General features: G+C 57.0%; 23 protein-coding genes. 15 read left to right on the top strand and 8 right to left on the bottom strand.

Annotated features, from left to right (window positions below):
- The first annotated feature begins 146 nt into the window (after positions 1-146).
- The 5 genes from HMPREF1255_RS07595 (at position 147) to HMPREF1255_RS07615 (ending at position 5730) form a co-directional block, all read left to right on the top strand.
- Positions 147-1535: an MFS transporter gene (locus tag HMPREF1255_RS07595; RefSeq protein WP_024111370.1), complete on the top strand. Its 1389-nt coding sequence runs from the start codon at positions 147-149 to the stop codon at positions 1533-1535.
- 20 nt (positions 1536-1555) lie between these two features.
- Positions 1556-2635, top strand: a complete 1080-nt coding sequence (locus HMPREF1255_RS07600; RefSeq protein ID WP_024111290.1) for a LacI family DNA-binding transcriptional regulator — start codon at positions 1556-1558, stop codon at positions 2633-2635.
- 27 nt (positions 2636-2662) lie between these two features.
- The gene (locus tag HMPREF1255_RS07605; protein WP_024111585.1) at positions 2663-3304 is read left to right on the top strand and encodes a hypothetical protein; all 642 of its coding nucleotides are present in this window, start codon (positions 2663-2665) and stop codon (positions 3302-3304) included.
- Positions 3301-4005 carry an MgtC/SapB family protein gene (locus tag HMPREF1255_RS07610; protein ID WP_024111415.1) on the top strand — a complete coding sequence of 235 codons (705 nt, stop codon included), beginning with the start codon at positions 3301-3303 and terminating at the stop codon, positions 4003-4005. Before HMPREF1255_RS07605 ends, HMPREF1255_RS07610 begins: the two co-directional genes overlap by 4 nt.
- A gap of 81 nt (positions 4006-4086) precedes the next feature.
- Positions 4087-5730: a phospho-sugar mutase gene (locus tag HMPREF1255_RS07615; RefSeq protein WP_024111608.1), complete on the top strand. Its 1644-nt coding sequence runs from the start codon at positions 4087-4089 to the stop codon at positions 5728-5730.
- A gap of 67 nt (positions 5731-5797) precedes the next feature.
- Here HMPREF1255_RS07615 and HMPREF1255_RS07620 read toward each other — a convergent pair whose 3' ends face one another.
- The 3 genes from HMPREF1255_RS07620 to cysS form a co-directional block, all read right to left on the bottom strand.
- Positions 5798-7237, bottom strand: coding sequence for a glycine hydroxymethyltransferase (locus tag HMPREF1255_RS07620; RefSeq protein WP_024111407.1), 1440 nt, complete (start codon positions 7235-7237; stop codon positions 5798-5800).
- A gap of 92 nt (positions 7238-7329) precedes the next feature.
- On the bottom strand, positions 7330-8238 hold the full coding sequence (gene rlmB, locus HMPREF1255_RS07625; protein ID WP_024111439.1) for a 23S rRNA (guanosine(2251)-2'-O)-methyltransferase RlmB: 909 nt from the start codon (positions 8236-8238) through the stop codon (positions 7330-7332).
- Between the two features lie 2 nt (positions 8239-8240).
- Complete coding sequence (cysS, locus tag HMPREF1255_RS07630) at positions 8241-9644, bottom strand: cysteine--tRNA ligase (protein WP_024111381.1); 1404 nt, start codon at positions 9642-9644, stop codon at positions 8241-8243.
- 203 nt (positions 9645-9847) lie between these two features.
- Between cysS and HMPREF1255_RS07635 the strand changes: the two genes are divergently transcribed.
- Complete coding sequence (locus tag HMPREF1255_RS07635; protein ID WP_036917512.1) at positions 9848-11323, top strand: NAD-dependent succinate-semialdehyde dehydrogenase; 1476 nt, start codon at positions 9848-9850, stop codon at positions 11321-11323.
- A gap of 70 nt (positions 11324-11393) precedes the next feature.
- On the opposite strand, the gene aroD is transcribed toward HMPREF1255_RS07635, so the two are convergent.
- Together aroD and HMPREF1255_RS07645 are read right to left on the bottom strand one after the other, a co-directional pair.
- Positions 11394-12116: a type I 3-dehydroquinate dehydratase gene (gene aroD, locus HMPREF1255_RS07640; protein WP_024111567.1), complete on the bottom strand. Its 723-nt coding sequence runs from the start codon at positions 12114-12116 to the stop codon at positions 11394-11396.
- A gap of 16 nt (positions 12117-12132) precedes the next feature.
- Positions 12133-12687 carry a hypothetical protein gene (locus HMPREF1255_RS07645; protein ID WP_051395019.1) on the bottom strand — a complete coding sequence of 185 codons (555 nt, stop codon included), beginning with the start codon at positions 12685-12687 and terminating at the stop codon, positions 12133-12135.
- 82 nt (positions 12688-12769) lie between these two features.
- Between HMPREF1255_RS07645 and HMPREF1255_RS07650 the strand changes: the two genes are divergently transcribed.
- Genes HMPREF1255_RS07650 through HMPREF1255_RS07660 form a run of 3 tightly spaced genes read left to right on the top strand, consistent with a single transcriptional unit; the run spans position 12770 to position 17712 of the window.
- Positions 12770-14470: a phospholipase D-like domain-containing protein gene (locus HMPREF1255_RS07650; protein WP_016456709.1), complete on the top strand. Its 1701-nt coding sequence runs from the start codon at positions 12770-12772 to the stop codon at positions 14468-14470.
- A 60-nt stretch (positions 14471-14530) separates the two neighbouring features.
- A complete protein-coding gene (locus HMPREF1255_RS07655) occupies positions 14531-15217 on the top strand; it encodes an HAD family phosphatase (protein ID WP_024111478.1) in 687 nt (228 codons plus the stop codon).
- Entirely contained in the window at positions 15214-17712 is a 2499-nt protein-coding gene (locus HMPREF1255_RS07660) for a glycoside hydrolase family 65 protein (protein ID WP_024111554.1), read from the top strand. The genes HMPREF1255_RS07655 and HMPREF1255_RS07660 overlap by 4 nt, the downstream gene beginning before the upstream one ends.
- A 6-nt stretch (positions 17713-17718) precedes the next feature.
- On the opposite strand, the gene disA is transcribed toward HMPREF1255_RS07660, so the two are convergent.
- The 3 genes from disA to HMPREF1255_RS07675 all read right to left on the bottom strand — a co-directional run bounded on the left by disA (position 17719) and on the right by HMPREF1255_RS07675 (position 20915).
- Positions 17719-18780, bottom strand: a complete 1062-nt coding sequence (gene disA / locus HMPREF1255_RS07665) for a DNA integrity scanning diadenylate cyclase DisA (protein WP_024111595.1) — start codon at positions 18778-18780, stop codon at positions 17719-17721.
- Between the two features lie 49 nt (positions 18781-18829).
- Positions 18830-20209 (bottom strand): DNA repair protein RadA, encoded by a 1380-nt coding sequence (radA, locus tag HMPREF1255_RS07670; RefSeq protein WP_024111588.1) that lies wholly within the window; start codon positions 20207-20209, stop codon positions 18830-18832.
- 67 nt (positions 20210-20276) lie between these two features.
- Entirely contained in the window at positions 20277-20915 is a 639-nt protein-coding gene (locus HMPREF1255_RS07675; protein ID WP_024111347.1) for a VOC family protein, read from the bottom strand.
- A gap of 116 nt (positions 20916-21031) precedes the next feature.
- On the opposite strand from HMPREF1255_RS07675, the gene HMPREF1255_RS07680 reads away from it, so the two are divergent.
- The 6 genes from HMPREF1255_RS07680 to HMPREF1255_RS07700 all read left to right on the top strand — a co-directional run bounded on the left by HMPREF1255_RS07680 (position 21032) and on the right by HMPREF1255_RS07700 (position 26316).
- Positions 21032-21832, top strand: coding sequence for a sugar phosphate isomerase/epimerase (locus HMPREF1255_RS07680; RefSeq protein WP_024111463.1), 801 nt, complete (start codon positions 21032-21034; stop codon positions 21830-21832).
- The gene (locus HMPREF1255_RS07685; protein ID WP_024111541.1) at positions 21829-22743 is read left to right on the top strand and encodes a proline dehydrogenase family protein; all 915 of its coding nucleotides are present in this window, start codon (positions 21829-21831) and stop codon (positions 22741-22743) included. Before HMPREF1255_RS07680 ends, HMPREF1255_RS07685 begins: the two co-directional genes overlap by 4 nt.
- Positions 22744-22794: 51 nt before the next feature.
- Positions 22795-23829 (top strand): aspartate-semialdehyde dehydrogenase, encoded by a 1035-nt coding sequence (locus tag HMPREF1255_RS07690; protein ID WP_016456701.1) that lies wholly within the window; start codon positions 22795-22797, stop codon positions 23827-23829.
- A gap of 122 nt (positions 23830-23951) precedes the next feature.
- Positions 23952-24053: a 30S ribosomal protein bS22 gene (locus HMPREF1255_RS09675; RefSeq protein WP_081636672.1), complete on the top strand. Its 102-nt coding sequence runs from the start codon at positions 23952-23954 to the stop codon at positions 24051-24053.
- A gap of 13 nt (positions 24054-24066) precedes the next feature.
- A complete protein-coding gene (locus tag HMPREF1255_RS09465) occupies positions 24067-25653 on the top strand; it encodes a uroporphyrinogen-III synthase (RefSeq protein WP_016456700.1) in 1587 nt (528 codons plus the stop codon).
- 12 nt (positions 25654-25665) lie between these two features.
- Positions 25666-26316 (top strand): histidine phosphatase family protein, encoded by a 651-nt coding sequence (locus tag HMPREF1255_RS07700; protein ID WP_024111491.1) that lies wholly within the window; start codon positions 25666-25668, stop codon positions 26314-26316.
- Positions 26317-26323: the final 7 nt, after the last annotated feature.

The raw sequence follows: 26323 nt of genomic DNA on the forward strand, positions 1-26323 counted from the left end.
GCTGGGGTAATACCCAAAATGCTTCTTTTAAAGGCTCCTCGAAATGGGCAATTACGTTTTTATCTTGAAACAAGCCGCCTGAAGTACTATCTTTATCTACGCGCGTAGACAATGCGTGTGGAAATATTCTCGATGAGGAGATAACTATGAGCTCATTGACTCAGTCTGAGCAGAAAAAAGCTGGTCTGCACTTTCAAAGACAGGTTGCGGTTTTATCTGGAGCCGGAATGTTCCTTGACGGTTTTGACGTATCGGTTATTGCGGTAGCGCTTCCTGGTCTCAAGAAGCAATGGGAAATTTCTGGCGCTGTAGAGGGCATCGTCGCGGCATCTGCAATCGTCGGTATGTTTCTTGGCATGCTCTTTGGCGGAAAACTAGCTGATGCGTTTGGGCGCCGAAAGATGTACATGATTGACCTGTCAGGCTTTGTTATTTTTGCTTTGCTGGCGGCTTTAACTCAGAACGCTTGGCAACTCGTCGCATCCCGTTTCCTGCTTGGGCTTTTTATCGGTGCTGATTATCCTATTTCCTCTTCGATCACTGCTGAATTTACTGCTCCCAAGCGGCGTGGTCGGTTCATCATTCTGATGTCGCTGTTTTGGCAAGTGGGTGCTTTCTTCGCCTACGTAACTGGAATCGTTATGCATCCGATCGGTCCATCTGCGTGGAGGTGGATGCTCGGTCTTGGTGCCTTCTTGGCGGCTGTAACTCTCGTACTTCGTCACAAGGTTCCGGAATCTCCGAGGTGGCTACGCCAGCACGGAAAGATTGAAGAAGCCAACAAGGTTATGGAAGCTATCACAGCGATCCAGGGTGATTACTTTGGTGAGCACGAAACCAAACACGTTGAGAACGAGTCGGAGGCCAAGAAATCTCGCTTGTATGGCACCTGGTGGGAACTGTTTAGCCCGAACATGATTCGCTCTACGATTTTCTGCTGCACTTTCTGGTTCGCGTTCGCGGTATCCTTCTACGGAATTCAGATGTACACGCCTTCGATTTTGGAGCCGTTCACTAAGGGCAATACGATCTTGGCTTATGTTGGTTCCTCAATTATCGCCCTTCTGGGCGTTGCTGGTGCAGCTATCGGCATGTACACGGTTGAGAAGATCGGACGTCGCCCCCAGATCATATGGTGTTTCGTTGGCATGATCGTAGTTCTAAGTGCTTTAGCGCTGATGCCTAACCCATCTATAGGTGTTCTGATTTTCTTGCTGTCTGCTGCTATCTTGCTAGCGAATTTGGGGCCCGGTGTTCTAGATATGGTCTATCCAAATGAGCTGTTTCCGACTCGTCTACGTGCTTCGGGCACGGGATTCGCTGGTTCTATTAGCCGAATCGGAGCCATCCTCGGCGTGAGTATTTTCCCGATGATGGTTGAGAATTGGGGCATGGCTAGCTCTACCTGGCTATTTGCCGGTGTAGCCGTTATTGGATTGGTGGTTTCTCTGTTCCTCGCGCCGGAGACAAAAGGTAAGTCGTTAGAGGAACTTGAGGTTTTGGCAAATAATGGTTGGAAGAAGCCTGCTAAATAACCACTAATTTTGGAGTAGAGATGAAGGGCAAAAGGCCGACCCGTGAAGATGTAGCTCGAGAAGCTGGTACATCTGTTGCGGTAGTCACGTACTCGCTTAACAACGGGCCTAGACCAGTCGCCCCAAAAACTAAAGAAAGAGTTTTAGCTGCTGTTAAGAAGTTGGGATATCAGCCGAATCGTGCGGCGAGAGTCTTAGCCTCTGGAAAGAGCAATGTTTATGGGTTGGTTCTTCCGAATATTACTAACCCGTTCATTGCTGAAATAGCTCATGCTTTTCAGGCGAGGGTAATGGCCAGGGGTAAGACGATAATGCTTGGCGATTCGGCTGATGACCCGACGCGGGAGCGGGAGCTACTCAAGCTGATGATTTCTCATCAGGTTGATGGCGTCGTTTACATGGGCACAGTTGAAAACTTGGCTCTGGATCTGTTCGAAGACAGTGACATACCTGTTGTGGTCTTAACCTATGCAGACTCGGATTTCAGGTGCCCATCGGTCCGTATAGATGAGACTCAGGCTGTGTATGCACTTACTAGGCATCTAGTGCTCCATGGGTATAAAAAAATAGCCATGCTGACTGGCCCGAAAGGAATGAAAAATTCATTCGTGAGGGCAAAAGGCTGGTGCCAAGCGATGAATAGCGACTTGGAATCAGAAAACATATCTTGGCGCGCGTATTCAAGGGCAGCAGGTTATTCGTGGCTGAAGACGGCCTACGAGGCGGGAACAATACCGGATGCGGTCGTTACAGGAAACGAGCGTCAGGCGATAGGCATCCTAGCTGCTTGTGCCGATATTAACCTTAAAGTCCCACAAGACTTGGCGTTGGTTGCGCTAAATGGCTCATCATCTTCAGGCTTTACCACGCCATCGCTGACGTCGATTCGTCAACCATGGGGAGAAATGGCGGATTGTGCTTTTAGCATATTGAGTAGCCCAGAGCTATCCAAACTCACCAGAGCTACCATGAGTGGTTTTGATCTTGTCATTGGCTCATCTTGCGGTTGTGATCATAAACAGACTAATGACCGTCGTTTGATTGCTTCCTGGTCTACGCCTTCATCAGAAACGTTGGATTCAGCAGCTGGGCTTTCGTAGCAAAACTCGGATATCAAGAAGTGAAAAATGCTTAATTTTTTTAAATATGCTCAAGAAAACTGGGACAATCCGGCAGGGCAATTGCATACCTATCTCTTGCCCGGGACAAACTTTGCCGAGTTGGCTCAGCCGTATTTAGGAATCCTTCAGGAAAGCAGCGTTTGTGCTGCGCAACCTAACGATTCGTTTCACGCGACTATCCAACGGCTTCCATTCTTTGCAGACGACAAAGAAATTTGCGATCGAATTCCTGCTTTTGGGAAAGAATTGCGTAAGCACTTTGCTAAGTGGCCGATTCCAGAAATCAACTTTAGCTACCCCGAAGTAACTAAAGATTCTGTCCTCTGTTTTGCAACTAAAGATAGTGGATGGACTGAGTTCGTTGATGGGGTCCGTAAGTGTTCTGTGAATATTTTCGGTGAAGAGGCTTCCCATTTTGAAGGAGTCCCTAGGGCCCACTTGACTCTCGGCTACGGAGTGAAAGATGGCTCCTCCGAGGATTTGGCTAAAGCCATTGAGGCTCAGAACGTTGAGGAAAAAAGGCACAGGTCCGGAGCAGCCTCCTTCTACACCGCGAGTCTTGATCATGTAGCGCTCGTAACAGTCCATCAACGTCCGGAAGAGGGCGCGTATGTATTTAGCTCAATAGCAGAGTTTTATTTGAAATGATCATTTTCGAAAATCAATATTTGAACCAGGTCGTATTGCTGCTAATAGCGCTATTTCTCTCTGCTCTTATCGGATTGGAGAGGCAGATACAAGGTAAAAGCGCAGGGCTACGAACGCAGGCAATCGTTGGGATGACCGCAGCTCTGATGATGATCATCTCAAAGTACGGCTTCATGGATGTTCTTGCTGAAGGCGTTGTTCGTTTGGATCCTTCTAGGGTGGCTGCCCAGATTGTTTCTGGCATAGGCTTTTTGGGTGCAGGCATCATCATGACCCGTCACGGAGCCATACATGGGCTGACTACTGCAGCGACAATTTGGGAAACTGCAGCAATCGGTATGGCATGTGGTGCAGGCATGTGGTGGCTAGGACTTGCCGGAACCTGTTTTCATTTCATAGTCGTATGGGTAGTTGCTCCAATAGTGAACATGTGTATCCGGTCCAGAGTGAGTCCCGAAGCTACCTTAAGAGTTGCTTATCCGCAGGGTAAAGGCGCTCTGAGGGTCGTCTTATCTAAAGTAACCAAGGCAGGTTGGAGTGTGAACGCTATTCAATCGTCAATTTCTGAGAAAGACAACGATGTTATAGCTCACATCAGCGTTAAAGCCCACAAACGTAAACAACCTTCTGAACTCGTAGCAGCTCTATCCGAGACTCCTAATGTTCATGCCGTGCGGCTAATTGAAGATTTTTTGGATTGATTCGAATACTAAGTCACAAAAAATTTGGCATTCCGTAAATGAATCATTTTGGTAAATTGTTTATACCTAAAAAGGAAAATCGTGAACATTCGCGAAAAAGCTGAAAAATGGATTCGGCACGATCCCGACGCAGAAACACGAAAGGCTCTTGTTAATGTCTTAGAAGATGAAGAAGAGTTGGAAAAGGCATTCTCCGGCCCTCTTGAATTTGGTACTGCGGGTTTGCGCGGTGAAATTGGTTTTGGCGAATCGCGCATGAACCAGGCTGTTGTGATGCGAGCCACAAGCGGGTTGATGAGTTGGCTTAATTCTCAAGTAGATCGTCCAAGGGTGGTGATTGGCTGCGATGCAAGGCACGGGTCAGTTAAGTTCGCTAAGGCCGTCGCAAAAGTGGTTTCAGGAGCTGGTGGCCAGGCGCTGTTGTTGCCATTCTCACAGCCGACGCCGCTCACCGCGTTCAGCGTTAAAGAACTAAACGCCGATGCCGGCATCATGGTAACGGCATCCCACAACCCTAAAAAGGACAACGGCTACAAGGTCTATCTAGGCGGACGTGTGGCCACGGGGGAAGCTTCGGGCGTTCAGATTGTGCCGCCCGCTGATAAGGAAATTTTCGAATGTATCAATGCGGCGCCACCCGCTGACGAGATTCCGCTTTCCGGTGAGGTCAGCGATGTCGATACTCGAGATGCTTATCAGAAGGCTGTAAGTGCTCTGGGGCGCGCAAAAAAGTTGAAGATAGTTCTGACTCCAATGCATGGAGTTGGTGGGGAAATCGCCCTTTCTGTATTTAAAGCCGCAGGGTTTAATGACGTCGTTAAGGTCGATAGCCAGTGGGAGCCGGATCCCGAGTTCCCCACGGTTGCTTTCCCCAACCCCGAAGAAGACGGTGCTTTGGATCTTGCAGTGGGGAAAGCCAATGAGGTCAATGCCGATCTGATCATTGCAATTGATCCCGACGCCGATCGCTGTGCTGTAGCTGTTCCTGCCCGGCAGACCCCTAGCGCTGGTATGCCGTTGGCTAACGGTTGGGTGAAACTTTCCGGAGACGAGACGGGTGCTTTGATCGGGAAGTACGTCGCGGAACGCGTCGAAACTGGCACGCTGGCGTCGTCTATCGTCTCTAGCAGGTTGCTGGGTAAGATCGCTGAAGCGCATGGCCTCAGGCACGTCACCACGTTGACTGGTTTCAAGTGGATCGCACGCGTACCTGACTTAGCCTACGGATATGAGGAAGCAATCGGGCATTGTGTAGACCCTGATCACGTTAGAGACAAGGATGGGATTTCTGCCGCGGTAGTTATAGCCACCATCGTTTCAAGTTTAATAGACAGTGGCCTAGACGTTTTAGAGTTTTTTGATGCTTTGGCAGAACGGTACGGGATTCACAAAACCCTCCCACTCACTTTTAGAGTCAGCGATCAATCACTTATTACTAAAGCAATGCAACGTCTCCATCAGTTGGAGCCTAGCGAATTAGCAGATAATCCGATTACCGAATACGTAGACCTTAATGGTGGATACGGAGAGACTCCTGGAACCGACGGTGTTCTAATACGCACCGAAAACGATTCCCGAGTTGTTATAAGGCCGAGCGGAACTGAACCGAAGCTCAAATGCTATTTAGAAGTTGTTTTAGATCCTGCAGATGGAGCTGACTGGGATAAAGCCAACGCAAGACTGAAGAAGCTCTCTGACGCGACTAAAAAACTTTGCGGCATGTGACACAAAGAATTATTGACACAGTAAGGGCGGCGTTCAAACGAATTTGAACGCCGCCCTCCTTTTCGGTTTAAAGCTCCAGGCCGGGGTAAAGCGGGTTGGCCGCCATCAGCTCGGCTGCGCCGTCACGGACGCGCTCCGCAACGCCGTCGGCCATCTTGTACTTGGCCCTGCTTGGGTTTCCGTTGCTGGTGGTGGTCGGCTCGGTGGCTTTGAGTGCCTCGACGATCAGCTCGGCGACTCGGTCCATGTCGTCCTCGTCACAACCGCGAGAGGTCAGCGCAGGGGTGCCGATGCGGATGCCGGAGGTGTACCAGGCGCCGTTCGGGTCGCGCGGAATCGAGTTGCGGTTGGTGACGATCCCAGATTCAAGCAGCGCGGACTCTGCCTGGCGGCCGGTGATGCCGAAGCTCTTAGAAACGTTGAGCAGGCAGATGTGGTTGTCGGTGCCGCCAGTGACCAGCTTGACCCCGCGGCTCATCAAGCTCTCTGCCAGCGCCTTCGCGTTCGCGCAAACCTGCGCGGCGTAGGTGCGGAAGGACTCCTGCCTTGCCTCAGCCAGCGCGATGGCCTTGGCAGCCATCACGTGAGCCAGCGGGCCGCCCAGAACCATCGGGCAGCCGCGATCGACGTCCTCGGCGTATTCTTCCTTGGCCAGCACTAGGCCACCACGCGGGCCGCGCAGCGACTTGTGAGTGGTGGTGGTGACGACGTCGGCGTACGGAACAGGGTTTTCCTCGCCGGTGAACGCCTTGCCAGCAACCAGGCCAGCGAAATGCGCCATATCTACCATCAGGACTGCGCCAACCTCGTCGGCGATCTCGCGCATCTTCGCGAAGTTAACGCGACGTGGGTAGGCCGAGTAGCCTGCGACGATGATCAGCGGCTTGAATTCGCGCGCCTGCTTGGCCAGCGCGTCGTAGTCGAGGAGCCCTGTCTTCGGGTCGGTGCCGTAGCTGCGCTGGTCGAACATCTTTCCTGAGATGTTGTTGCGGAAACCGTGGGTGAGGTGGCCGCCGGCGTCCAGGCTCATGCCCATCAGACGCTGGTTGCCGAGGTCGGAGCGCAGCTTAGCCCAGTCCTCGTTGGAAAGATCGTTTACGTTGCGCACGCCGACCTTCTCCAGCGCCGGGGTCTCGATCTTGTGCGAAAGAATCGACCAGTAGGCCACCAGGTTCGCGTCGATGCCGGAGTGCGGCTGCGCGTATGCGTATTCTGCGCCGAACAGCTCGCGGGCGTGCTCAGCGGCAACAGCCTCGACGGTGTCGACGTTGCGGCAGCCTGCGTAGAAGCGGTGACCGACGGTGCCTTCGGCGTACTTATCGGACATCCACGTTCCCATGGTCAACAGGGTGGTTAGGGATGCGTAGTTTTCCGAGGCGATCAGCTTGAGGGATTCGCGCTGGTCTCCGAGCTCTTGTGCGATTGCCGCACCTACGCGGGGCTCCGTCTTGTTAATGAGAGACAAGATTGCCTGATAAGCAGTGCTCGCGGTGGCGACGTCTGACATTTTGCTCCTAAAAGTAGTTAAAAAGCGGTTTAGTTAGGCGCTACGCTGAATTATTGCCCATCGCAGCGCGCTGGTCGATTCTTGTTTCCGTGCTAACCGCGAACGCGAGAAACTTCGTATAGTGCAATTGCTGCGGCGACGGATGCGTTCAGGCTCTCGACGGAATTGCTGATGGGGATGGAGGCCAGCGCGTCGCACTTTTCTTGGGTGAGACGAGAGATTCCGGCGCCTTCAGAACCGACAACGATAACGAGCGGACCGTCTAGTCCGGGGGTCGCCGCGATATCCGCGTCGCCGCCACCGGCAAGGCCGACGACGGTGTATCCGGCCTTCTTGTATTGGTCGATTGCCCGGTTGATGTTGGTGGTTTTAGCCACGGGGATGCGCGCTGCGGCACCCGCAGATGACTTCCACGCAACTGCCGTCATGGAAGCCGAGCGGCGTTCCGGAATTACGACGCCGTGGGCGTTGAAAGCCGCTGCGGAACGGACGATCGCGCCGAGGTTGTGCGGGTCGGTGATGCCGTCGAGCATCACAACCAGCGCCTGCTTGTCGTCGTCGTATAGCGCATCTGCCATCAGATCTTGGGCATCGGCGTATTCGTAGCTCGGCAACTGCATGGCGACGCCCTGGTGCACGGAGCCGCCTGTTAGGCGGTCGAGTTCGCCACGGGTGGTCTGAAGCAGGGTGATGGAGTTTTCGGCTGCATACTTGAAGATGTCAGCGAGCCTGTTATCGCGGTCGCTACCTTCGGCGACGTATGCCGCCTTAACCGGCAGACCCGCCTTCATGGCCTCCAGCACCGGGTTGCGACCTACGACCCAATCGGCGCCGGCGCCGCGTCCCGTGCTGGATGGTTTGCGGTTCTGCTGCGGCTTGCCTTGGCCGTTCTTCCTGCCCTTGTATGCCTTGTGGTAGACACGGTCTTCAGCCTTCGGCGTGTTTCCGCGTCCGCGCAGGGCGCGCTTGTGCTTTCCGCCGGAACCTACTTTGCGTGCCATGCTTAACCTCCGATCTGCCAGCGGGCGCCGGAGGGGGTGTCTTCAACCTTGATGCCGAGCTGCGTCAGGGTGTCGCGAATCGCGTCGGCGTTTGCCCAGTCCTTACGTTCACGGGCCGCTGTGCGCTGGTCTAAAACCAGCTTCACCAGGCCGTCGATGATCTCGGTGTGGTCTGGGCCGGATGCGCTGTTCTCCCATTCTGGGGCTAGCGGGTCGAGGCCGAGAATGTGCAGCATCGCGCGGAGCGCCTTCAACTGCTCGCTTGCATCATGCCCCGAGTCAAGGGCCTTGTTCCCTGCCTTTACTGTCTCGTAGATGACGGCGACCGCGGCAGGCGTGCTGAGATCGTCGTCCATAGCCTTGACGAATTCTTCTGGCAGGTCCTCGAACCTGAACTGTGGAGCCCCGGAGATGCCCGCGCGCTCCAGGAACCCGTCGATGCGGGACAGGCGTGCCGTGGCCTCTTCCAAAGACGTGTCGGAGAACTCGATGACCGAGCGGTAGTGGGTCTGAGCCAGGTAGAGGCGAACCGCGCGGGCGGGGTACTGCTTGGTGACCTCGGTGACGCGAGCGTAGTTGCCTAGTGACTTGCTCATCTTCTCGCCGGCTGCGGTGACGAATGCGTTGTGCATCCAGTACTTTGCGAAGCCGAAGCCCGCCGCTCGCGACTGCGCGAGCTCGTTCTCGTGGTGGGGGAACTTAAGATCCATGCCGCCGCCGTGAATGTCGAACTCGGCTCCCAGGTATTTCAGGCTCATCGCGGAGCACTCGAGGTGCCATCCGGGACGGCCGCGACCCCAGGGGCTCGGCCAGGAGGCGGTTTCTGGTTCGTCCTCCTTGTGGCCTTTCCAAAGCGCGAAGTCACGGGCGTCTCTCTTGCCCTTGTTGTCGGCGCCTTCGTCGTTGACCATCTCAGAAATCTTCTGGTGGGACAGTTCGCCGTATTGCGGCCAGCTGCGCACGTCGAAGTAAACGTTTGCCGAGCCGTCGTCGGCTACATAGGCGTGTCCGCGCTCGAGTAGGCGCTGGATTAGCTCGATCTGCTCGGGGATGTGGCCGGTTGCGCGCGGCTCGTAGTCCGGCGGACGGCAGCCGAGTGCGGTGTATGCGCGGTGTAGCTCTAGCTCCATCGCGTAGCTGAGCTCGTACCATTCGATGCCCTGTTCGGCGGACTTGGCGATGATCTTGTCGTCGATGTCGGTGACGTTGGCCACCACTTTCACCTTCAGTCCACAGCCTTCGAGCCACCGCCGAAGCACGTCGAAGACGATCTCCTTGCGAATGTGGCCCAGGTGGGGCGGTGCTTGTACGGTCAGCCCACAGTGGTAAATCGAAACCTGGCCGGGGATGATTGGCTCGAATTCGACAACCTTGCCAAGCTGCTCGTCGTAAAGGTGAAATGTCATGGGGTAAGTCTAGCGCGAGAAAGGAGAACGTTTAGAAGCTCGATTCGGGCTGCGCTGGCCACTCCTTAATACTTTCTAGTGAGTTTCAATTAAAGAAGAGCGTCTGCAAATAGGTGTTTTTATAAAAATTACAGATACTCAAAGCTTAATATTGTAATAACAAATGCGCGGTGCTGCGCAGGTTTATTTATTGGGAGGGACGCATGGCAAACGCTAATTACCTACTTTCGGATTCCGAGCTGGAGCTTCTTCCGGACCTTTCTAAGGCGCTCTACATCGATGGGGTTTGGCGTGCCTCAGAATCTGGCGAGACCTTTAAGGTCGAAAATCCGGCTACCGGCAAGGTGCTTGCTGATGTCTCCTCGGCAAGCGCTAAAGATGCAAAAACCGCCCTCGATGCCGCAGTTAAGGCCCAGGATTCCTGGGGAGCCACCACCCCCAACGAGCGCTGGCAGATCCTCTCCGATGCATACGCAATCATGCTTGAGAACAAGGAAACTATCGCGCGCGTCATGACCCTCGAAATGGGCAAGCCGCTGTCCGACGCCAGGGGAGAGGTGGACTACTGCGCCAACTTTCTGCGCTGGTTCGCCGCCGAAGCGCTACGCGGCCATGGACGTCAGTTCACCCTGCCCAACGTCAAGGAGGGCGTGGTCAGCTACGAGCCGGTCGGCCCCTGCTACCTGATCAGCCCCTGGAACTTCCCGGTTGCCATGTTCGGCCGCAAGGTGGGGCCAGCACTCGCGGCCGGCTGCACAAGCATCCTCAAACCTTCGGAAAACACGCCCCTAACCGCCCTGCTGTTCGTGCGGGTTCTTGAGAAGGCTGGGTTGCCCGCTGGCGTGGTCAATATTCTGCCGACGCACGGCTCGAAAGCCATCAGCGATCAGCTCCTGCCTGATCCGCGCCTGGCAAAAATCTCCTTCACTGGTTCGACGGGCGTCGGCTCTAGCTTGCTGGCAGACAGCGCGCCTAACATCTTGCACACCTCCATGGAGCTAGGCGGAAACGCGCCGCTGGTTGTGCTCGAGGGCGCAAACATGGACACAGCCATCGAAACCGCCATGGCAGCTAAATACCGTGGTGGCGGCCAGGTCTGCATCGCGGCCAACCGGTTTATCGTCGAAGAAAGCCTCGCTGACGAATTCGCCGAACGCATGGTTGAAGAAACAGAGGCTCTTAAGGTGGGCAACGGCATGGACGAGGGCGTCAAGATCGGCCCGATGATCGATCAGAAGGCCGTGGCGAGGATGACCGAGCTGGTGGACGACGCGGTTAAGCGCGGCGCGGAGGTGCTGACCGGTGGTAAGCCGCTCGACGAGGAGGGCCGTTTCATGGCTCCGACCGTCCTAGACCATGTGCCCACCGACGCAGAGATCTTCAAGAACGAGATCTTCGGGCCGATCGTCGCTATCTACCGCGTGAATGGCGAGGAGGAGGCGCTCAAGCTGGCAAATGACACCGAGTTTGGGCTTGCGGGTTACGTCGTAACCGACGATTACGCGGCCGCCATGCGCGCCCGACGTGCCATTCGCGCCGGAATGATTGGCGTGAACACGGGCGCGGTCTCCGACCCGGTTTCGCCATTCGGTGGCATGAAGCAATCCGGCCTTGGCGCGGAGGGCGGTAGCGAAGGCATTTTTGAATACCTGGACATGAAGGTAAGCGTCTTCGGCTAAACCAAATGTGCAAATAAAAACTAAATTTTTCTGCTGGCACGCGCCAAGCACCTAGAAGATGAAAATTAGTTCAATAATCGAATCTATCGAGGCCTGCTTGGGTATCTTCCAGACTTAGCTGACCGGGGGCTGAGGAGTCGCGGATCGTTGCGAAGGTAGCCACGGAACCGAAGGCTTGGCCGCAGATCCGGCTTACCGCACCGTCCTTTCCCATGGCGATCGTCAGCACGCAAAAATCTTTCGCGCAGCGGGCGGTAACCTCTAGCAGCCTGGCGACGTCCACTGGGCTATTAGTGGTGACGGCGATTTTCGCTATCTGGGCGCCGGCCTCTTTCATCTTGCGTAGCTTGGCCTCCATCTCTTTGTTGGACGGAGTGGCGGAAAAGTCGTGGAACGACGCCACAACCGGCTTGGACCCGGCAATCTTCATTGCCTCTTCGAAGACGGGGGAGGCTAGTTCGATGTCAATTGCGTCAACGCAGTCATGGCCGGCTGCAGTCTGGATCAGCGAGAGGTAACGCTCAGGGGTAACCTCTGCGCCTCCCTCGGCTGCGGTCCTGAACGTGAACAGCAGCGGCTTGCCGGCTAGCGCGTTTCGGATCTCGTCCAAAAGTGCGAGCAGGTCGGTTTCGGATAGCACGTCGACGCGCAGCTCGGCCATGTCGGCTGACGAAGCCCCTATCGCCCTGGCCGCGTCCACTGCCTCTTCTGGCGAGGCGCAGGCGATGGGGACGATAATCTTCGGTCGCTGGCCGGGGGCGAGACTCAGGTTTCCAATTCGCGTCGAATTCACAAGCGAAAGCCTAGCCTTAACTAAACGTGACTTTGACGTCGGCCAATTGCGACGGAGGATTTTTCTCGCGTAGCTTACGTTCGTTGGCAGCCCAGTGATCCCACCAAGGTGCGAATGTGTCGCCGTCGCGCGCTAGCGCAAGCCGCTTGCGGTCCTCTTCGGGACGCTCGAGCCAGATGCTCAAATCTGCCAGTTCAACGCTTCGCCGAGTGATCGCCCCGCAACCCTCCACGAGCAGCGGGACGCCTGGGCGCAGCGAAACCCATTCGCCGGGTTCGCTCTCATGCCAATCCCAGGTACGATACCCCGGATTTGGGCTGGTCAAAATTCCGTCGACGAGGTGACGTGCTGCCTCGAAGACCCCGTCCCAGCCCTGATAGAAGCTGTCCAAGGCTAGAAGTTCGATGCCCGGGAACCGCTCCTTTAGCCTCGGCATGAGCAGCCCCGAAAGCCTTGATTTCCCAGCTCCGGAACCGCCGTCGAGCAGGAAAACAGGGCGTGGCGAATCCACCGAGCGCATCATGGTCACAAGCGTCTCGAAATCTGTTGGCAGCACTAATTCGGGTGGCATTTTCACCTTGCGTATCGCTCCGAAGACTGGTCAATAGTGGGGGACAATGTGAAAAGCATAACTTCTGTTAGATAATTTGAATGTGTCTGTAGATCTTCAAGGCAAGCGCGCTGTCTCGCGTAACCAGAACAAGCACCCCAGGGGGCAGCGGTTCGCCGCAACCTGGCTGAGGTTTGGCTTAACCGCCCTAGCTCTGCTGGCGCAGCTGGTTCTATTCGTGATGCTCATCTTCGTCGGCGCGTCCTACATGCGTTGGGTCGCCGCCCTTGGAGTCCTGGTCAGCGCATTGGTGGTCGCCTACATCCTCAACTCGCGCATGCAGATCGAATACAAGCTGGCGTGGTCGATCGTCATTTTGCTCGTGCCGCTGGCTGGCGGTGTTTTCTACCTGCTATTCGGTGCTCGAAGCGGAGCAGGTAAACAGATGCGTCGCTACATGGAGATCCAAGAGGACATTCGACGCCATCAGGTGAACTCTCCCAAGGCGATAACCGCCGGTCCGGCTGCCGTCCACGAGTCTTGGGCGGAAGGCAATAAGAAAGACGCCGAGTTCCCCGACAGCAAGGCTGAGCTGGAACAGATCAAGTCGGAAAGTTCCATGATCCCGGTGGGCCCAGACGTCGACCCGAGAGCCCGACGTCAGCTGGCATATTTCGAGGCCGCAGGCCCGTTCATCGGCTACGCGGGCACGAAGACCACCTATTACCCGGTGGGCGACGACGCCTTCGTCCAGATGCTCGAAGACCTTGAGAAAGCAAAGCGCTGGATCGGACTGGAATTCTTCATCGTCGCCGAGGGCTCGATGCTCAACGAGCTGCTCGAGGTGTTGGAGCGCAAAATCGCCGAGGGCGTCAAGATCTTCTTCATGTACGACGACTTCGGCTCCATGCTGAAGGTGGCCTCCGGCTTTGAGAAACGGCTTCGCAAGATGGGAATCAAGGCGCAGCCGATCAATAAGTTCGGCCCCGGCCTGACCCTTCGCTACAACAACCGCGATCACCGCAAACTGCTCGTCATCGACGGCGAAATCGGCTACACGGGCGGCATCAACATCGCCGACGAATACGTCAACCGCATCGAGCGCTTCGGCCACTGGCGAGACACCGTCCTGCGCATGGAGGGGCCGGGCGTGTGGGGCCTAGCTACCCTCTACTTCTCGTTCTGGGACCTGAACACAGGCGAGGTAACCGAACTCGACGCCTACAAACCCGATCGGCAGTGGGACGGGGACGAGCCCGGCGCCACATTGGCTTTCGACGACACACCGTTCGATAACACATCGACAGGCTGGGCCGGATACCGCCAGCTCATCATGCGCGCCCAGAACTACGTAGATTTGACGACGCCTTATCTGGTGCCGTCGCAGGAGCAGACCGATGTGCTGGTCGCTGCGGCAAAATCTGGCGTAAGGATCCGCATCTTCGTGCCGGGGATACCCGACAAGAAGGTCGTCTACGAGGTGACCAGATCCAACTATGCGCCGCTGCTGGAAGCAGGCATCAAAATCTTCGAATACTCCCCAGGGTTCCTGCACGCCAAGCAGATGGTTGCAGACGACGAATTCGCCATCATCGGAACCATCAACTTTGATTTCCGTAGCTTTTACCTGCACCAGGAGAACGCGGTGTGGATGTTCAAAACCACCGCAATCGCGGACATGGCGGCCGATTTTGATGAGCTTGAGCGCCTCAGCAAACCCGTCACTTTGGAGGAAGCGCGGTCGGTCAGCGTGCCACGCAGGGTGATGCGCGCGATCCTTCGAACCTTCTCGCCGATGATGTAGGCATTGCACGCGTGGGTGCAGCACTTTGGTGAGCATGTGCGGCTGGCTTAGGGTAGAGCCATGGATTGGAGTCAATTTCGGGTCATACTTTTTGATCTTGATGGCGTGCTAACCCCCACAACTCAGATTCACCGCAAGGCGTGGTCGAAGATGTTCAACGACTACCTGCGCGAAATCGGCGACGACCGCACCTACACCGACGACGACTACTACAAGTTTGTCGACGGCAAACCCCGATACGCGGGAGTGAGAAACTACCTCGAGAGCCTGGGGCTGAACGTCAGCGAGGAAGAGGTGGTTCGTCTCGGTGACCTGAAGAATGACGACTTTTCAGCAGTGCTTGAACGCGACGGAATTGAGGCATACCCGGGATCGAAGAGGCTGATTGACCAGCTTCACGATGCGGGCGTGAAGATGTGCGTAGTCAGCTCTTCGAGAAACGCGCTGGCGGTGCTCGATGCCGCAGGCATTCGCGATTACTTCGAGCACGTTGTCGACGGCAACATCGCTCGCGAACAGGGGCTGGCCGGAAAGCCGGCACCCGACACATACTCTTACGCAGCACATCTTTGCGGCGAGCAGAATTCGGCTGCGGTCGTGGTCGAGGATGCCATCTCAGGCGTCCAGGCCGGAGCGGCAGGAAACTTCGGTCTTGTTATCGGCGTTGATAGGGGAGCGGGCGTCGAGGCTCTGGAGGCGTCCGGAGCGCAACTGGTGGTATCCGACCTTGAGGAGCTTACGAAATGATCGTTCCCGAACCTCGCGAAGATCCGATGGATGCCGAGCGCTTCCCGATCGATCCTTGGCGGCTGGTGGAAAAATATCCCAGCAACGATGACCTGGGAATAACCGAGACGCTTTTTGCAACCGCGAACGGCTATCTCGGCATCCGCGCCACCCCGGAAGAGACCCGTCCTAGCTATAAAAACGGCACGTTCATCAACGGGTTCCACGAGACCTGGGAGATCAAACACGCTGAGAACGCATTCGGATTCGCAAAGACCGGACAGACGCTGGTCAACGCGCCAAGTTCGCACATCATAAAGCTCTACGTCGACGACGAACCGCTGATCATCTCTATGGCCGACCTAGTAGATTATGAGCGTTCCCTAGATTTTCGCGACGGCGTGCTGAGGCGCAATCTGATCTGGCGCACCCCCTCGGGTAAGCGCGTCCAGGTGCGCAGCCGACGAATGGTCAGCCTCGCCGACAGGCACCTGGCCCTAATGACCTTCGAGGTGACCATGCTGGAGGGCGACGCGCCGATCGTCATCAGCTCGCAGATCGTCAACCAGGAAGACTTCGACAGCCTCGCCCAGCAGCCCATCACCGCTGAAAGCCAGCAGGTGGGCATCAAGGATCCGCGCAAGAACCATGGCTTCGGCCACCGGGTGCTACTTGGCGAACTCAACTGGTGCAGCCCTCGACGCATGGTCCTTGGCTACAAAGTGGCAAACTCCGGCATGACGCTCGGGGTGGGCGCTGATCACCAGATAATCACCAACAACGAGTTCGAAGAGATCGACGACACCACCGCTGACATGGGTCGCAAGATCTACCGCATCGGTGCCAAACAGGGCGAGCCGATACTGATCTCCAAAGCCATCGCCTACCACACCTCCAGGTCCGTTCCCGTTCGGGAACTAAGCGACCGGGTTCGTCGTACGCTCGACCGCGTGCGCAATAGCGGATTCGAGCAGATGGTTGCCTCCCACAAAGAGGTGCTCGACGGGTTTTGGCGCCGAAGCGACGTCCAGGTTGGTGGCGACGAGCGCATCCAGCAGGCGGTTCGCTGGTGCCTATTCGAGCTGGCGCAGGCAGGTGGCCGCTCCGACGGTTTGGGCATCCCGGCGAAGGGCGTCACCGGCGATGGCTACGAGGGCCACTACTTCTGGGACTCCGAGGTTTACGTCATCCCGTTCCTTTCCTACACCAGCCCGATTTGGGCTAGGAACGCGCTTCGTTTCAGGTACACGTCGCTGCAGCAGGCCCGCGAGAGGGCGCGCGAGATGTCCGTTGGCGGTGCGCTTTTCCCGTGGCGAACCATCAACGGCGAGGAAGCGTCCGCCTACTACGCTGCAGGCACCGCGCAATACCACATAGACGCAGCCATTGCCTACTCGATTGGGCGCTACTGGGACGTCACGGGCGACACGGAGTTCATCTACGGCGAGGGTGCAGAGTTGCTGATCGAAACGGCCAGAATGTGGGCCGACCTCGGGTTCTGGCGCGGTGACACCTTCGAGATCCACGGCGTCACCGGCCCCGACGAATACACCACGGTCGTGAATAACAACATGTACACGAACGTGATGGCCAAAAATAACCTGGAACTGGCTTGCAAGGTCGTCGAGACGATGCACGAAGAAGCCCCCGAGGAACTCTCCAGGCTGCGGAAAAACCTTAATCTTCGCGCAGATGAAAACGAGGAATGGGCACACTGCGCGGAAGGCATGAAAATTCCCTACGACGAGCAGCTGGGCATCCATCTGCAAGACGACGTCTTCATCCACAAGGAACTCTGGGACATCGAAAACACCCCGAAGGAGCGCTTCCCGCTGCTACTGCACTACCACCCGCTGGTGATTTATCGCTTCCAGGTGCTAAAACAGGCAGACGTCGTGCTCGCGAATTTCCTGCTCGGCAACCGCTACACCCGCGAGCAGAAGCGCGCAGATTTCGAGTACTACGACCCGATCACCACGGGTGATTCTTCGCTTTCCGTCGTCGTGCAGTCGATTGTTGCGGCCGAGGTCGGCCATCAAGATATGGCATACGAATACTTCCTGGCGGGCCTCTACGTCGACCTGGCAGATCTGCATCACAACGCATCCGATGGCGTCCACATTGCATCTGCTGGCGGTGTCTGGCACTCGCTCGCCTGCGGCTTCGCTGGTATGCGCCAGTGGGGTCCGGTTATGGAATTCGACCCGCGTTTGCCGAGGCAGTGGGATCATCTGCAGCTGCGGCTCACGCAGGAAGACACGCTATTCGAGGTTCGAGTTGAGCGGAAGAAGATTCGCTTCGAGATCCTCGAGGGCACCGAGAAACCGGTTCGCGTGCGTGACAAGGAATACCTAGTGATGCCCGGCATGCCTCTCGAGGTTGAGCTTAAAGGACAGGGCGTGAGACTGCCGAATCTGGCGACGACCCACCCGATCATCGGTGGGACGCGTCCCGATGGCAGCCGCATCACCGCCGAGGTGCCTGACGCTACGGAGTCGATTCCAAGGGTCGAGTGACCTCAACTAGCCGTGCTGACGCTCAAGGCGGGCCGCGAGGCGGGTCAGCCCGTCTCGAATGGCTCTTGCCTGTGCCTCGGAGACGCCCTTAACCTCTCGCAACTCCTTAGGAGTGGCGGTGAAAAGCGCCTGTAGGCCGCCGAAGTGCTCCAGAAGATACCCGGCGATCTTCGTCGACATTTGGGCTGCCTGTGTCACCTGGCGGAAGCCGCGGCTGGTCATGTGCGCAGTTAGGTCTGCGGGCAACCCTAGCGTCTCGGCGACTGTGACGCCGTCCAGGAGGTCGCCGGTGGGCAGGTTGGAGAGGTCGTCGAGGTGGAAATTCTCCGCGCCCTCGGGCTTGTAGTCGAGCTCGAGCATCGAACTGAATTGGTCGATGTCGCTGGTCAGCTCATAGAGCTGAAGCTGCAGCAAGCGCCCGTCGACGCCGAGCGCCTCGACGTAGGTCTCAAGTTCTTGGTTGAGCCGACGCATCATAGCAACCGGCTGAATCGTCTTGATGAAGTCTGCGACCGTCACGCGGTCGTCCACCTCGAGCATGGAGAGGTTGGCAGATTGTTCGTCTAGCCTCTCGTGGAACCTGGTTAGGGTGTCAAGGGCTTGGTTGGCCCTCATCAAAATCTGTTCGGAGGATTCGATTGGGTAACGCAGCCCGGACATGAAGAGCGTGATAGTGGACATTGCGGCTGAAACCGTAACTGCAGGAATCTCGGCCTGCTGGGCGATTCGGTCTGCCGTGCGGTGTCTGGTGCCGGTTTCGATGGTGGGCAAGGAGCCGTCCGGCACGAAGTGCACTGCAGCCTTGACAATGACATCGAGGTCGTCGCTAAGGACGATTCCGCCGTCCATCTTGGACAGCTCGCGAAGCGCGGTGGGGGTGAACGGTGTGTTTACCTCGAAGCCGCCAGTGCTGATTTCCTTGACGACAGCGTTGTTCCCGAGCACGATCAGGCCCCCCGTATGGCCTTGTGAAATGCGGTTTAGGCCACTACGCAGCGGTGTGCCGGGCGCCAATAAAGCCCGGTAGTGACGATATCTTTCCTCGTCGTGCCCCAAAAGTTTCCCCATGTTGGTAATCCTAGCTACAGCCATCTAACCCGTGTGCCTGCCCCTGTGTTTAACGCGCTCTTCGTAGGTCTAGCGTGGCGAGGGCCTGCGCGAGCGAGTCGACCTCGACGACTTTTAGCCCACCTAGATTCGGTATGTGTTGATTCTTGTCCCTGTTATTTGCGGGCACCAGCGCAAGGTCAAAACCTAGCCTCGAGGCCTCGCCGACGCGCTTTTCCAGGCCGGGAACCCTGCGGAGATCGCCCGCCAACCCGATTTCTCCGAACGCGACCACTCTTTGCGGAAAGTTTCTGTCCAATGCTGCAGAAGCCACCGCGCACGCAACTGAAAGATCTGCGGCCGGATCGTAGATGCGAGCCCCGCCGACCGTAGATACGTACACGTCCTGACGCGAGAGCGGGAAGTGTGCCTTTCGCTGTAGAACCGCCAGGATCATTGCCACCCGCGAATTGTCCATGCCGTGAGTAACTCGCCTGGCGGGCGCTTCCGCTGGAATCGGCGCGACGAGCGCCTGCACCTCGATCAGCAACGGGCGCTTGCCCTCCATCGCCACCGTCACGCACGTGCCGGGCGAGGGCTCGCCCTTCCTCGTCGTGAACATTCCAGACGGGTCCGGCACCTCGAAAATGCCATGGTCGCCCATCTCGAAACAGCCAACCTCGTCTGCTGGACCGAACCGGTTTTTCTGCGCCCTGACCATCCTGAAACCGCTGGATTTGTCGCCCGAAAAGTCGAGGACGACATCAACCAGGTGCTCCAGAGTGCGCGGGCCTGCGATGTTGCCGTCCTTAGTGACGTGCCCGACGATCAGCACAGCCATGTTGCGCTGCTTGGCCACCCGAACCAGCGCGCTGGTGATCTCGCGTACCTGCGTCAAACCACCCGGCACGCCGTTTGATTCGCCCGCAATTATGGTCTGCACCGAGTCGACAACCAAAAGCGATGGACGAACCTGCTCGATCTGGCCAAGAACAGTCGCTAGGCTCGTTTCGGCAGCCAGGTAAAGATTTTCCGAAAGCGAATCGGTTCGACCCGCGCGCAGCCTTACCTGTGCGGCAGACTCCTCGCCGGTTATGTAGAGCGTCTTGTTTGAGTGCTTGGCCCAGCGTGAAGCAACCTCGAGTAGCAGCGTCGACTTACCCACGCCCGGCTCGCCTGCCAGCAAGACGACTGCACCCGGCACCAGCCCGCCGCCCAACACGCGATCCAACTCCCCGATGCCCGTGGGAGAATGCTCGGCGGTTTCGGCGTCCACCGCGGTGATGGGCACCGCTGGAGCAGAAGGGGCAGAGATGGAGGCAGCCTTAACCTCGAAGTCGCTTCGCTCGACTATGCTTCCCCAAGCCTTGCAGCTGGCGCACTGACCGACCCATTTGGCGGTGGTCCAGCCGCATTCGCAGCACTCGTAGGAGTCTTGTTTCTTAGCCATGGATAAAACAATAGAGGCCCGGTCTGACAAAAAATGCCAGGCCGAGCCTCTAACTAAAAAGCGAAAGTTAGATTCGCACCGAACCCTTGCCAGGGACGTCGAACGTCACAGCCAAGATCGCGGGCGCTCCGTGCGGGGCGGTGAAATCGAAGTGAACGCCGTCGAAATTGGCATCCATCGGGGCGCCCAGCCATTCCTCTACGCGCTGCTTCGAGCCGGCGATATCGATGCTCGCAAGAGTCACATCGCCGGGAAGCGCGGACGGCAGCACCTCTGCATCGGATTTCCAGTGCACAAAGTAAGGCAACTGCGCGTCGGTCATCAGGCCCTTAACGCCGATCTGCTCCCACTCCAGCAGCCTGCCGTCTGGGAAGCGACGAGAACCCTTCACCGACTTGCGGTCGAGACGCTTCTCGTATGGGCTCAGATCGTCGACGGAGACAACCCAGCCCAACCAGCCGCCGCCAGTCTCTTGGCGCTGACGAACCGCCTGCCCATAAACAGCCTTATCTGCTGCCGGATGGTTCAAAACCTCAACCACCTCTAAATATCGGCCATCAGTTAGCGGCATGATGTTATTTCGAGTTCCGAAACTCGGGTGAACGCCACCGTCTTTGAACCTGTCACCAAAAATGTGGCTTAGTTGCTCGACGGTATCGGCTAATCCCTCCGGCCCTGCAACAAAAGTTAGGTGATCGACATGCATGACACCATTTTGACCGTTTCTTTTCTCAATAGCGAATCAGATTTGCAGTTAGCCGGCCGATCAGCGCTTGTTGAAATGCAATTTTTGAATCTTCCACAGTGGGCTAGCGTGTAACTGTGCACGAGAAAATAAAAGTTGGATTGGGCACCTCAACTGTTCACCCAGAAACCACCGCTGGCGCCTTCGAGACAGCTGCCGAATTGGGCTATGACGGCGTCGAACTTATGGTCGGTGTGGACCGCTCGAGCACTGACATCAACTACGTGGAGAGCCTCAGGGATAAGTATCAGGTGCCGGTGCTCAGCGTGCATTCGCCGTGCCTGATCATCACCCAAAACACCTGGAGTTCCGAACCTTGGGAGAAGTTGGAGGTCTCCACCAAGGCCGCCAAGAGGCTGGGTGCCGATGTGGTCGTCGTGCATCCGCCGTTTCGTTGGCAACACGATTACGCGGCCAACTTCGTCACCGGGGTGCGGGAGGTCGCAGAGAAGTCCGGGGTGACTATCGCCGTCGAAAACATGTATCCCTGGCGAGTGCTCGGCAGAGAAATTTTGGCCTACCACCCGCACTGGGACCCGACAAATTTCAATTATGATGCGCTCACATTCGATCTGTCTCACGCAGCCATTGGCCGTGCTGATCCGTTTCAGATGGTCGATGAGTGGGGCTCGCGGCTTCGTCACCTACACCTAACCGACGGACACGATTCGATGATGGACGAACACCTCTTTCCAGGCGAGGGCGACATGCGCTCTTGGGAGGTGCTCGAACACATAGTGCGCAGCGGCTATGCCGGGCATGTGATCCACGAAATTAGCACCCGAAAAATGCCGTCGGTTCAGGCTAGGCGGGAAAAGCTGCGAGAATGTCTGGAAACCACAAGGATGCACATCGAAAATGCGAGGCGAACTGCATGAAGAAGCTCATCGATAAGCTAGCCGGCGACGAGCGGGTACGCGAAGCCGTCGAGAAAAGCCCAGCCACTCGAGAGCTCATCAGCAGATACATCGCTGGACGTGACCTCGACGAACTGATGCCCGTCGTGGACAATCACGTTTGGAAGGGCCTTGATGTCTCGATTAATTTCCTGCCTAAGCAGTTGGGGCGGGTGCAAAATTTGCGTTACGTGGTGGACGACTATAAGCAGATTCTGCAGCGCATCTCAGACGGCGGCTTCTCGCATAAGGCGGAGCTTTCTTTGCGTCTTTCGACGGTGGGGATGGGGCAGGTATTTCCGGAGATCACGCTTGAGCTTGCCAGGGAGATCACCCGCACGGCGACAAATCTTGATATCGATGTTTGCCTGGACATGGAAGATTTCGAGCACATCCACACTGTGCTAGTCGTTCACGATCAACTCCACCAAGACTTCCCGAGGATCGGTGTGACCGTGCAGGCAAACTTGAAGCGCAGCCTGAAGGACGTTGAGCGGCTGGCAGAAAAGAACGCCCGAATAAGAATCGTGAAGGGCAGCTATGCGGCGCCGGACGCCGACAGTTTCGATAGCCGCCTGAAGGTCGACCAGTCTTACGTGCACTGCTTGCGTAAGGCGTTCGAGGGCGGGGGAGTGCCGCTGGTCGCGACCCACGATCCGCGCCTGATCGAGATCAGCGAGGCTCTGGTCAAGAAGCACGGCTACAACGATTACGAGTACCAGATGTTCTACGGGGTGAGGACGTTCGAGCAGCGTCGGCTCGTGGACACCGGTAGGACCTGCCGCACCCAGTTGCCGTTCGGCCCCGATTGGATCGGCTACTACCTGCGCAGGGCTGAGGATCGGCCCTCGAACCTGCTCCTGTTCATGCGTTCACTCATTGGCAAGCGCTGACGATATCTGGACGAATATTCTCAATATCTTGATAACGGGTAGGCTTGCCCCATGCGAGTTGGAGTATTTGGAGCAACCGGCCAAGTTGGCGGCGTCATGCGTCAACTTCTTGCCGAACGTAATTTCCCTGCCGATGACATCCGTTTCTTTGCGTCTTCGCGTTCCGCGGGCAAGACGCTGGACTGGAAGGGTAAGCCCGTCGTCGTTGAGGATATGGCCAAGGCAGACTTCGCCGGCCTGGACATTGCGATCTTTAGCGCAGGGGCAACCGCCTCGCGCGAGTATGCTCCGAAGGCCGCAGCCGCTGGTGCCACCGTCGTCGACAACTCCTCCTGCTGGAGGCGCGACCCCGATGTGCCGCTGGTCGTCAGCGAGGTAAACCCGGAGGACGTCAAGAATCCGCCGAAGGGCATCATCGCCAATCCGAACTGCACCACCATGGCTGCCATGCCGGTGCTTAGCCCGCTGCACAAGGCCAAGAAGCTCGTTCGCCTAACTGTTGCCACCTACCAGGCCACCTCTGGTTCCGGTCTTGCCGGCGTGCAGACCCTGAAGAACCAGACCGAGGCCGCCGTTAAGCAGGACTTCGCCAAGCTGGCTCTCGACGGCCACGCAATCGACGACGTTGACAACGGCCCGTACGTGGCACCCATCGCCTTCAACGCAGTCCCGATCGCCGGCAACCTTGTTGACGACGGCACTCTAGAGACCGACGAAGAGCAGAAGCTGCGCAACGAATCGCGCAAGATTCTGCACATCCCCGAGCTGCTGGTTTCCGGCACCTGTGTCCGCATCCCGGTATTCACCGGTCACGCGCTCGTTGTGCACGCCCAGTTCGAAGATGAGATCACGCCCGAAGAGGCAACGAAGATGCTCGAGAACGCCGACGGGGTTAAACTCCTCGACGCCCCGACTCCTCGCGACGCAGCCGGCGCTGACTTCAGCCTCGTTGGCCGCATCCGACAGGATCTGTCTGTGCCCGACAAGACCGGTCTGACCATGTTCATTGCATGCGACAACCTGCGTAAGGGTGCCGCTCTGAACGCCATTCAGATCGCCGAAATCGTTGCAGCGGATAAAAAGTAACTTTATTTAGAGTTTGCCCTGTGGGTAAACTGGTCAACTGTCTGTCGAGAACTTTCTAGGGACGCAACGCGTCGATTAAGGTTCTGCAGTAAACATTTTCGAAAATCAAGGAAGGCGATCTAGTGGGATCCGTTATTAAGAAGCGTCGCAAGAGGATGTCGAAGAAGAAGCACCGCAAGCTGCTCAAGAAGACTCGTATCCAGCGTCGACGCGCAGGTAAGTAGCTAAGACTTCTGCATGAGCGCCGAGCCAGCTCGGGAGCGCACGAGTAACGCAGCAGCTCGAGTATTTTTCTTGGGCTCTGCCGGCGGGCTACCCGCCTACCTGCCACTATCGAGCACACGAGTGTTGGCTGAGGCGAGTCTGGTTATTATCGAACCGCAATTGCGACACATCCTTCAACAGGAAGAGATGCAGTTGCGGAAAGACCACACCTTAATCGAGGTAAACAATTTCGATGAGGTGTTCGCAGCAGTCAGATCGGTCAGAAGCAACAGTCAATGCGACGAAATCGTTGCGTGGCTGTGTGTTGGCGATCCGCTTTCGGACGGCGAGATCTGTTCCCGTCCTGTCCACGAGGTAATGGCGCTGTGCTCTGCCGCCGGCATGAAGGTCGGCGTCGTTGCGACTCTGACTTATCCCCAAATCGGCTCTATGCGGTTCGGCATGCATTTGCCGAACACGTATGTCCGCGCTCGAATTGGTGCGGAAGAGGAGGTCTCCCTTCCTAAAACGGGAGATTTGCTGTTGCATGTTTTACCGGGGGCACTGGAGGCGGCGAGCAAGTCGCTTCGCAAGGCCGGCTACAAGGCGTCCGAGCCAGTGTTTCTGGTTACATGCGATCAAAACATTCTTCCGCCAGAGCAGACCACCGTCGGTAAGCTAGCGAGAATCAAGGACGAGTACGGCAGTCACCATCTTGTCGCCGTAGGCCCTTATCTGAACAACCCGCGTATTGAGTGGACACAGACCCGCCCATTGAACGGCTGGAAAGTTCTGATTCCCGTGACGAATTCGCTGGATCCGTCGTTGGTGCGCCGGCTGCAGATTTATGGCGCCACGCACACGGCGGTTCCGACCATGTCGATCGAGCCGCCGCGCAGCAAGACCGCTTTGGAACGCTGCGTCCACGGCATCGTCGAGGGCAACTATCAGTGGGTGGTTTTTACTAGCGTCCATTCTGTTCGCATCATCATCAAGCAGATGCAGGAGTACGGGTTGGACGCTCGTTGCTTCGCTGGTATCAGGGTGGCTGTCACGGATGAACAGGCCGAGAACGAATTGAAGAATTGGGGTATCAACCCTGATTTCGTTCCCGACGAGCGCACTGCTTCTGGGCTTGCGGAAGAATTTCCGTTCCACGATGATCTGCTCGACCCTATCGACTGCGTCTTGGTTCCTAAGGCGGAGGTTGCGACCGATCCTATGGTGGCTGGCCTCGAAGAGCTTGGATGGCAGGTCGAAGAAGTTACGGTTTATCGGGCAGTTCGCGCGGCTCCACCGTCCCCCGAGATTCGAGATTCGATCAAGGGTGGCGACTTCGATGCGGTGCTGTTCACCAGCTCGAGCGCTGTGCGCAACCTGATCGGTATCGCGGGCAAGCCGCACGCCAGCATGGTGGTCGTCGCTATCGGCGATGCCACGGCGAAGACGTGCGAGGAGATGGGGCTAGAGGTTGCTGCTATCGCGCCCGAGCCTAATCCTTCTTGCCTGGTAGAGGTGCTGGCCAATTTTGTGGAGGAGCGCAGAGCACTTCAGATTGCCGACGGCAAACTTCCGCTTCGCCCGTCGCAGCGGCGTAGGCGCCGTAAGAAACGCAGTTAAGGCTATATTTATATGACTCTGACCAAGGTTCACCTGATCAGGCACGGAGAAGTGCACAACCCCGAGGGCATTCTTTATGGACGGCTGCCCGGTTTCTACCTTTCAAGTAATGGGCGGCAGATGGCGGACGCGCTTGCCGAGCATTTCTCCGACTACGAGTTGGGCGCGTTCATCTCTAGCCCCCTAGAGCGCGCGAGGGAGACTATTGCCCCCATCGTCTCCAGCCACGACGGCGAGTTGGAGATCGACGAGCGCCTGATCGAGGCTGGTAACAAGCTGGCAGGTCAGGTGTTCGGAAAGAACAACAAAGCGATTTTCGATCCGCGCAACCTGCGCTACTACTACAACCCGTTCAAGCCGAGCTGGGGAGAGCCCTATGCCGAGATTGCCGAGCGGATGCAGGCTGCTGTTCGTGACGCAGCTAAGAAGGTCGGCCCGGGTGGTCAGGCTGTGATGGTCAGCCATCAGCTGCCGATCTGGGTTTGCCGGCTGGCTTTCGAGGGCAAGAAGCTCTACCACGACCCCCGCAAGCGCACCTGCCGGGTTGGTAGCGTCACGACGTTTGCGTTCCGTGACGATGAGCTGCTGGGTATTGGATACCTGGAGCCGGCGAAGCACCTGTTAGGGGCCGATGCGAACCGGGCATTTTCTTCCGGGAAATAACGGTTTG

Origin of the sequence: Propionimicrobium sp. BV2F7 (assembly GCF_000510445.1) — a bacterium.
GTDB classification, from domain to species: Bacteria; Actinomycetota; Actinomycetes; order Propionibacteriales; family Propionibacteriaceae; genus Propionimicrobium; species Propionimicrobium lymphophilum.

Excerpts from the sequence above, each read along its gene's own strand:
- HMPREF1255_RS07595 (WP_024111370.1), top strand. The coding sequence starts at position 147 with ATGAGCTCATTGACTCAGTCTGAGCAGAAAAAAGCTGGTCTGCACTTT.
- HMPREF1255_RS07600 (WP_024111290.1), top strand. The coding sequence starts at position 1,556 with ATGAAGGGCAAAAGGCCGACCCGTGAAGATGTAGCTCGAGAAGCTGGT.
- HMPREF1255_RS07605 (WP_024111585.1), top strand. The coding sequence starts at position 2,663 with ATGCTTAATTTTTTTAAATATGCTCAAGAAAACTGGGACAATCCGGCA.
- HMPREF1255_RS07610 (WP_024111415.1), top strand. The coding sequence starts at position 3,301 with ATGATCATTTTCGAAAATCAATATTTGAACCAGGTCGTATTGCTGCTA.
- HMPREF1255_RS07620 (WP_024111407.1), bottom strand. The coding sequence starts at position 7,237 with ATGTCAGACGTCGCCACCGCGAGCACTGCTTATCAGGCAATCTTGTCT.
- rlmB (WP_024111439.1), bottom strand. The coding sequence starts at position 8,238 with ATGGCACGCAAAGTAGGTTCCGGCGGAAAGCACAAGCGCGCCCTGCGC.
- cysS (WP_024111381.1), bottom strand. The coding sequence starts at position 9,644 with ATGACATTTCACCTTTACGACGAGCAGCTTGGCAAGGTTGTCGAATTC.
- HMPREF1255_RS07635 (WP_036917512.1), top strand. The coding sequence starts at position 9,848 with ATGGCAAACGCTAATTACCTACTTTCGGATTCCGAGCTGGAGCTTCTT.
- HMPREF1255_RS07645 (WP_051395019.1), bottom strand. The coding sequence starts at position 12,687 with ATGCCACCCGAATTAGTGCTGCCAACAGATTTCGAGACGCTTGTGACC.
- HMPREF1255_RS07655 (WP_024111478.1), top strand. The coding sequence starts at position 14,531 with ATGGATTGGAGTCAATTTCGGGTCATACTTTTTGATCTTGATGGCGTG.
- HMPREF1255_RS07660 (WP_024111554.1), top strand. The coding sequence starts at position 15,214 with ATGATCGTTCCCGAACCTCGCGAAGATCCGATGGATGCCGAGCGCTTC.
- disA (WP_024111595.1), bottom strand. The coding sequence starts at position 18,780 with ATGGGGAAACTTTTGGGGCACGACGAGGAAAGATATCGTCACTACCGG.
- radA (WP_024111588.1), bottom strand. The coding sequence starts at position 20,209 with ATGGCTAAGAAACAAGACTCCTACGAGTGCTGCGAATGCGGCTGGACC.
- HMPREF1255_RS07675 (WP_024111347.1), bottom strand. The coding sequence starts at position 20,915 with ATGCATGTCGATCACCTAACTTTTGTTGCAGGGCCGGAGGGATTAGCC.
- HMPREF1255_RS07685 (WP_024111541.1), top strand. The coding sequence starts at position 21,829 with ATGAAGAAGCTCATCGATAAGCTAGCCGGCGACGAGCGGGTACGCGAA.
- HMPREF1255_RS07690 (WP_016456701.1), top strand. The coding sequence starts at position 22,795 with ATGCGAGTTGGAGTATTTGGAGCAACCGGCCAAGTTGGCGGCGTCATG.
- HMPREF1255_RS09465 (WP_016456700.1), top strand. The coding sequence starts at position 24,067 with ATGAGCGCCGAGCCAGCTCGGGAGCGCACGAGTAACGCAGCAGCTCGA.
- HMPREF1255_RS07700 (WP_024111491.1), top strand. The coding sequence starts at position 25,666 with ATGACTCTGACCAAGGTTCACCTGATCAGGCACGGAGAAGTGCACAAC.